This is a genomic window from Pseudomonas sp. (genome assembly GCF_050739935.1).
In the GTDB taxonomy this organism is placed as follows: Bacteria; Pseudomonadota; Gammaproteobacteria; order Pseudomonadales; family Pseudomonadaceae; genus Aquipseudomonas.
In genome coordinates, this window is sequence record NZ_JBOICF010000063.1 from 1 (window position 1) to 6150 (window position 6150).

The 6150-nt window shown below is 60.5% G+C and carries 6 protein-coding genes; 5 read left to right on the forward strand and 1 reads right to left on the reverse strand.

The features are described from left to right. Nucleotides 1-353: 353 nt before the first annotated feature. The gene (locus ACRER8_RS12490; RefSeq protein ID WP_431746581.1) at nucleotides 354-1748 is read right to left on the reverse strand and encodes a PLP-dependent aminotransferase family protein; all 1395 of its coding nucleotides are present in this window, start codon (nucleotides 1746-1748) and stop codon (nucleotides 354-356) included. A 403-nt stretch (nucleotides 1749-2151) separates the two neighbouring features. Here ACRER8_RS12490 and ehuB point away from each other — a divergent pair, with 403 nt between their 5' ends. The 5 genes from ehuB (at nucleotide 2152) to ACRER8_RS12515 (ending at nucleotide 5881) form a co-directional block, all read left to right on the forward strand. Beyond that, nucleotides 2152-3012, forward strand: a complete 861-nt coding sequence (gene ehuB / locus ACRER8_RS12495) for an ectoine/hydroxyectoine ABC transporter substrate-binding protein EhuB (protein ID WP_431746577.1) — start codon at nucleotides 2152-2154, stop codon at nucleotides 3010-3012. A gap of 81 nt (nucleotides 3013-3093) precedes the next feature. Next, nucleotides 3094-3753, forward strand: a complete 660-nt coding sequence (gene ehuC / locus ACRER8_RS12500) for an ectoine/hydroxyectoine ABC transporter permease subunit EhuC (RefSeq protein WP_431746578.1) — start codon at nucleotides 3094-3096, stop codon at nucleotides 3751-3753. Further along, complete coding sequence (gene ehuD, locus ACRER8_RS12505) at nucleotides 3750-4406, forward strand: ectoine/hydroxyectoine ABC transporter permease subunit EhuD (protein ID WP_431746579.1); 657 nt, start codon at nucleotides 3750-3752, stop codon at nucleotides 4404-4406. Before ehuC ends, ehuD begins: the two co-directional genes overlap by 4 nt. Nucleotides 4407-4492: 86 nt before the next feature. Beyond that, nucleotides 4493-5287 carry an ectoine/hydroxyectoine ABC transporter ATP-binding protein EhuA gene (ehuA, locus tag ACRER8_RS12510; RefSeq protein ID WP_431746582.1) on the forward strand — a complete coding sequence of 265 codons (795 nt, stop codon included), beginning with the start codon at nucleotides 4493-4495 and terminating at the stop codon, nucleotides 5285-5287. 135 nt (nucleotides 5288-5422) lie between these two features. Further along, nucleotides 5423-5881: a DUF2214 family protein gene (locus ACRER8_RS12515; protein ID WP_431746580.1), complete on the forward strand. Its 459-nt coding sequence runs from the start codon at nucleotides 5423-5425 to the stop codon at nucleotides 5879-5881. The last annotated feature ends 269 nt before the right edge of the window (nucleotides 5882-6150 follow it).

The following is a 6150-nucleotide window of genomic DNA, read 5'->3' on the forward strand; positions in this document are numbered from 1 at the left end:
GATCCGTCAATTGACCCACCGCGTTCGCCAGCAAGCCGGCTCCTACAGTTTTCGCGCGCGACGCCGACATTGCGTAACGCCGCGGTCCTTACGCATGACGCCTACGTGCCCAACGCCGCGATCTTTACGCACGACGCCTACATCGCCTAACGCCGCGTTCTTGACGCATGACGCCTACATTGCCCAACGCCGCGAATCTTTGTAGGAGCCGGCTTGCTGGCGAATGCGTCAGTCCAGACATAGATTCGTCAATTGACCCACCGCGTTCGCCAGCAAGCCGGCTCCTACAGTTTTTCGCGCACGACGCCGACATTACGTTCACACCCAACTCCCACAACGGGAAGCGCGTCCGACTAGAAATCATGAATGCTCGGGTACTGCCCGAAGATCTCGCGCATGCTGATGAGTGCGTCGCGCATTTCATCGTCCGTACACTCGGCGCCGACGCACAGGCGTACGCCACGCGCCCGCGGCACACCGCGCACGGTGAAGGGGTCCGGAGACGCCACGGCGATATGCCGCTGGCGCAGGTTACGGACCAGGCTGTCCAGTTCCCAGTGTTTGGGAATGCCGATCCAGGTGTTGAGCGAGTTGGGATGCTGGCCCTGGATGTACTCGCCCAGATGCTCGGTGACCATCGCCTGACGCCCGTTCAGCAAGCGTCGCTGCAAGCGCAGCAGGGTGTCGGCTCGACCATCGCGGATCCAGCGCGTGGCCACTTCCGCCATCATCGGCGTGGCCATCCAACTGTTGACTCGCAGAATACTTTCGGTACGCAGGGCCAGGCGCTTTGGCATGGTCAGGAAACCGACACGCATGCCGGTCAGGATCGATTTGGTCATGCTGGTGCAGTAAAACGACAGCTCCGGCAGATAGTGGCTGATCGGCGGCGCGCGGCGCTCATCCAGCAACGGCCCGTACACGTCGTCTTCGATGATGTGCACGCCAAAACGCCGGGCAATGTCGGCGATCTCGCGCCGTCTGTTGTCGGGCATCAGGCTGGTAGTGGGATTGTTCAGGTTCGGCGTGCAAACCAGCGCCGTGATCCGTTCATTGCTGCACATGTCCTCGAAATGCTCGGGGTCGATGCCATGCCGATCCATTTCCAGACCCTTGAGGGTAAAGCCGAGCACTTGGGAATCACCGATGACCCCATGGTCGGTCAGGCCCTCGCACAGCACCACATCGTCAGGACCGGCCAGGGATGCCAGGGCCAGAAAGATTCCATGGGCGGCACCATTGGTAATCAGGATGTCTTCGCGTTCGACCTTCAGACCCTGCCGACCGATCCAATGGGCGGCGGCCTCGCGATGGGATTCGAAACCGGCGATGGGACGGCACGCGCGAATCCACGGCTGATCCTCTTCGGTGCTCAGTTCGGCGCAGGTGTCGCGCCAGAACCGATCATGCTCACGCGTATGCATGATGCGCGCTGTAGAGAAGTCGACCAGCGCCCGTTCGGGACTGTCGAGAATGTAGGTCGCGACCGTGTCGCTCATGCGCCGCGATACGAAGCTTCCACGCCCGACCTCACACCGCACCAGCCCCTGACGCTCCAGCTCTTTATAGGCATTGGTCACTGTCTGCACGCTGATGCCCACGGCATCGGCTACCTGGCGCTGGGGCGGCAGACGCTGATCGTCCACCAACACGGCCTTTTCGATGTCACTGGCAATGACCTGTACCAGAATCTTGTACTTGGATTCGCCACCCCGGGCCTGATCCACCGCTGCTCGCCATTTTTCCATCATTGTCAGCTACCCTCAGATCGCGGGATCGACACCAGACTGTAGGAACGCGCTTGCCGCAATTGCGGGGGCCAAAAAACAGACATCACACGGCGATCGCAATACGGGTAAGCGCGCTGCTACAGGCGCTGCGACTCAATGCGCACAGCATCCCCCGAGAAGACACTTTGATCAATTGTCCTAGTGCAATGCAATCATCTATCGTCCTTTTGTATGCTCGGCCACAGGTCGAAGCGAAACTGCCATTGAGGCAGCCAAAACTTTCATATCGACTTGTACTGGTACGGCATTTGCCGTGCGAACGGCAGACAATCGCCGGCTCCAGTACGTTTGCTCTTAGCGTCACTGCCTCCTAACACAGAGCCGTTTGCAACGGGTCCACAAGAAACAGGAGATTTTATCGATGAGCAATTTTGCACACAGCATCACCGTACCCTTGCGTCACCTGTTCGTGGCTTGTGCGCTGTTTGGCATCGCGGCTGGCGCCCAGGCGGCCAGCACGCTGGAAACGGTCAAGGCTAACGGTGCGATTCGCATCGGCTACGCCAACGAAGCGCCGTTCGCTTACACCGAAACCAACGGCAACGTCACCGGCGAATCCCCGGAAATCGCCAAGATCATCTTCGCCAAGATGGGCATCAACAAGGTCGATGGCGTGCTCACCGAATGGGGCTCGCTGATTCCCGGCCTGCGTGCCGGCCGCTTCGACGCGATCGCGGCTGGCATGTACATCACCCCGGCGCGCTGCAAACAGGTGATCTTTACCGACCCGCAATACCAGTTGCCCGACGCCCTGCTGGTGCAGGCCGGCAACCCGAAAAAACTCCACAGCTACGAAGACGTCGCTAAAAACCCGGACGTCAAACTGGCGATCATGGCCGGTACCGTTAACCTGCAATACGCTCGCGACAGCGGCGTGAAGGACTCGCAGATCCTTCAGGTGCCAGACACCACTGCGCAGCTGCAAGCGGTGCGCGCCGGTCGTGCCGATGCCGCGGTCGGCACTCAGCTGACCATGAAAGGGCTGGCGAGCAAGGGCGGGGAAAAAGTGGCCGCCGAGACCGACTTCAAGGACGATCCATCGCACATCGGCTACGGCGCTCTGGCGTTCCGTCCCGAAGACAAGGACCTGCGCGATGCGGTCAACGCGGAACTCAAGAAGTGGCTGGGCAGCGAAGAACACCTCAAGGCCGTCGCGCCCTTTGGTTTCGACAAGGACAACCTGACCACCAAGACCGCTGCAGAGCTCTGCGGCCAGTCCTGACCGGGGCGAAGCACATCAAGCGGGGCGCGGTTCGGTACAGACTGCGCCCATTCCCTGCGTAAACCGGAATCGGGGCGAACCATGGGTGAGTTACTTCCGCTGTTGTTTCAGGGGGCCTGGGTCACGCTTCAGGTCACCTTCTATGGGTCGCTGCTGGCGATCGTCGCCGCAATCCTCGCCGCGCTGGGCCGGATGTCGGCGTGGCTGCCCTTGCGCTGGTTCTCCATCGCTTACATCGAACTGTTCCGTGGCACATCGTTGCTGGTGCAGTTGTTCTGGCTGTTCTTCGTCCTGCCGCTGCCGCCATTCAACGTCGAGATGAGTCCGTTCGCGGTGGCTATCGTCGGGCTGGGTCTGCACATCGGCGCCTACGGCGCAGAGGTCATGCGCGGCGCCATCAGCTCGGTGGGCAAGGGGCAATACGAAGCCTCGGTGGCGCTGAACTTCACTGCCGTTACCCGCTTTCGCCGAATCATCCTGCCCCAGGCGTTGCTGGCCGCCATCCCGCCGGGCACCAATTTGCTCATCGAGCTGTTGAAAAACACTTCGCTGGTCTCGCTGATTACGCTGTCGGACCTGAGCTTTCGCGCTCGTCAGCTGGACCAGGCGACCTTTGAAACCCTGCAGATCTTCAGCCTGGCGCTGTTGATGTACTTCGTCCTGGCGCAGGCGATCAACTTCGCCATGCGCCGCCTCGAACAACGCCTGAGTCGCGGCCGCATGCGCGGAGGTCTGTCATGAACCTGTTCGACTGGCACTACGCCTGGCAGATCCTTCCCGAGCTGCTGCGCGCCTCGCTCAACACCCTGGGCATCACGCTGGTGGGCTTTATCATCGCTGTCGTGCTCGGACTGTTTCTGGCCATCGGTCGGCGTAGCAAACGTTACTGGCTGTCCTGGCCGACGACGCTGGTGATCGAGTTCATTCGCAGCACGCCGTTGTTGATTCAGGTGTACTTCCTTTATTACGTGCTGCCCAACTACGGCGTCAGCATGACGGCAATGCAGGTGGGCATCATCGGCATCGGGCTGCATTACGCCTGCTACATTGCCGAGGTCTATCGCAGCGGCCTGGACGCAGTGCCCCGCGCGCAGTGGGAAGCGGTCACCGCGCTGAACATGACGCCCTATATCGCCTACCGCAACATCATCCTGCCCCAGGCGCTGCGGCCGATTCTGCCGCCACTGGGTAACTACCTGATCGCCATGCTCAAGGACACGCCGGTGCTCTCGGCCATCACGGTGGTAGAGATCATGCAGCAGGCCAAGAACATCGGTTCGGAAACTTTCCGTTATCTGGAGCCGATCACCATGGTCGGCCTGTTCTTCCTGGCTTTGAGTATCGTTCTTGCCTATCTGGTACGGCGCTTCGAATTGCGCCTGGAGCTACGCTAATGACTTCTACCGTTTCGACCTCGTCGGCCGCCTTCTCGCAACTGCAGCAACGATCGCCGACCACGCACCCACATGAGGCCAACGCCATGCCCCTGTCCGACACGGCCCAGCCACTGGTGAGCTTTAAGGACGTGACCAAGCGCTACGGCAACTTCACGGTACTGGACAAGCTCAACCTCAACGTCGCGCCCGGAGAAAAGGTCGCGATCATCGGCCCAAGCGGCTCGGGAAAATCGACCTTGTTGCGGGTATTGATGACGCTGGAGGGGATCGACGAAGGCCTGATTCAGGTAGATGGTGAATCCCTGACCCACATGCCCGGTCGCGGCGGGCTGCTGGTGCCGGCCAACGATCGGCATATTCGCAAGGTGCGCGGCAAGATCGGCATGGTGTTTCAGAGCTTCAATCTGTTCCCGCACATGACCGCGTTGCAGAACGTGATCGAGGCTCCCGTGCATGTGTTGGGGGTAAGTGCGAAGGAAGCCCGTGAGCGCGCCGCCGATTTGCTGGAGCTGGTCGGTCTTGGGAGCAAGCTGGACCACTACCCTTCGCAGCTTTCCGGTGGCCAGCAACAGCGTGTTGCCATCGCCCGGGCTTTGGCGATGCGTCCAAAGGTGATGCTGTTCGACGAAGTGACCTCGGCGCTGGACCCTGAGTTGTGCGGGGAGGTGCTTAACGTGATCCGCAAGCTCGGCGCCGAGCACAAACTGACGATGCTGATGGTGACCCACCAGATGGGCTTTGCCAGGGAGTTCGCCGACCGCGTGTGCTTCTTTTATAAAGGCCAGATCCACGAACAGGGAACGCCATCGCAGATCTTCGAGAACCCGCAGCAGGAGCGGACCTGTGCATTCCTGAGCGCAGTGAAAGAAGCCAATTGAAATCGGTACAACCGCCGTTCAGGCACCTGCGTCGCTTTTAGACCGGTCTGTCGTTGTCAGCAAGGCAGACCGCCCGTTACCCGCTACGCTGGAGGGATATCGGCCTGTTTCCGGGCCGCTCGGGGGAGTTGCATCATGCTCGTCAAATGGCTACTGGCTGCTTTGCATTTGTTGGCTTTCGGCTTTGCGCTGGCGGCGGTTCTGGCTCGGGGACGGGCGTTGCGCAGGTTGCGCACTGCCGATCCCCGCTCCTTTCGCGATGTGTTCGTGGTCGACAACATCTGGGGCATCTCGGCGGGCATTCTGCTGATCACCGGCGCGTTCAGGGCCTTCGGCGGGCTGGAGAAAGGCTCGTACTACTACCTGCATCAACCCCTGTTTCACCTGAAGATGACCGCTTTCGTCGCCATTCTCGCGCTGGAAGTGGTACCGATGTTCGCCCTGATCAAATGGCGCATCGCATTCAAGAAGCAACAGCCCATCGACACCTCCCGCTCACGCCGCTTCGCCCGGATCAGCCATATGGAAGCGGCGTTGATGGTGATCATTGTGATCGCCGCCACGGGTATGGCGCGGGGGATATTGCTCAGTTGAGTACCGAACTGCGGGCGACGCCTCACCCGGAGGAGCCGGCTCGCTGGCGAATCGCGGTACTTCAGCCACCGACGATGTGACATACATTCCCGGGTTCGCCAGCAAGCCGGCTCCTACACGGCTGCGTTCTCAATTCACCGAAAAAAACATCAACATTTAGATTCGTCGCAGAAATCAGACCAGCAGGTCGACAGCAAGCCGGCGGTGTTCGGGCAGATGCGGCGGGTCAGTCGACATCTATGGCTGACCTGGCGCGATCTTGTAGGAGC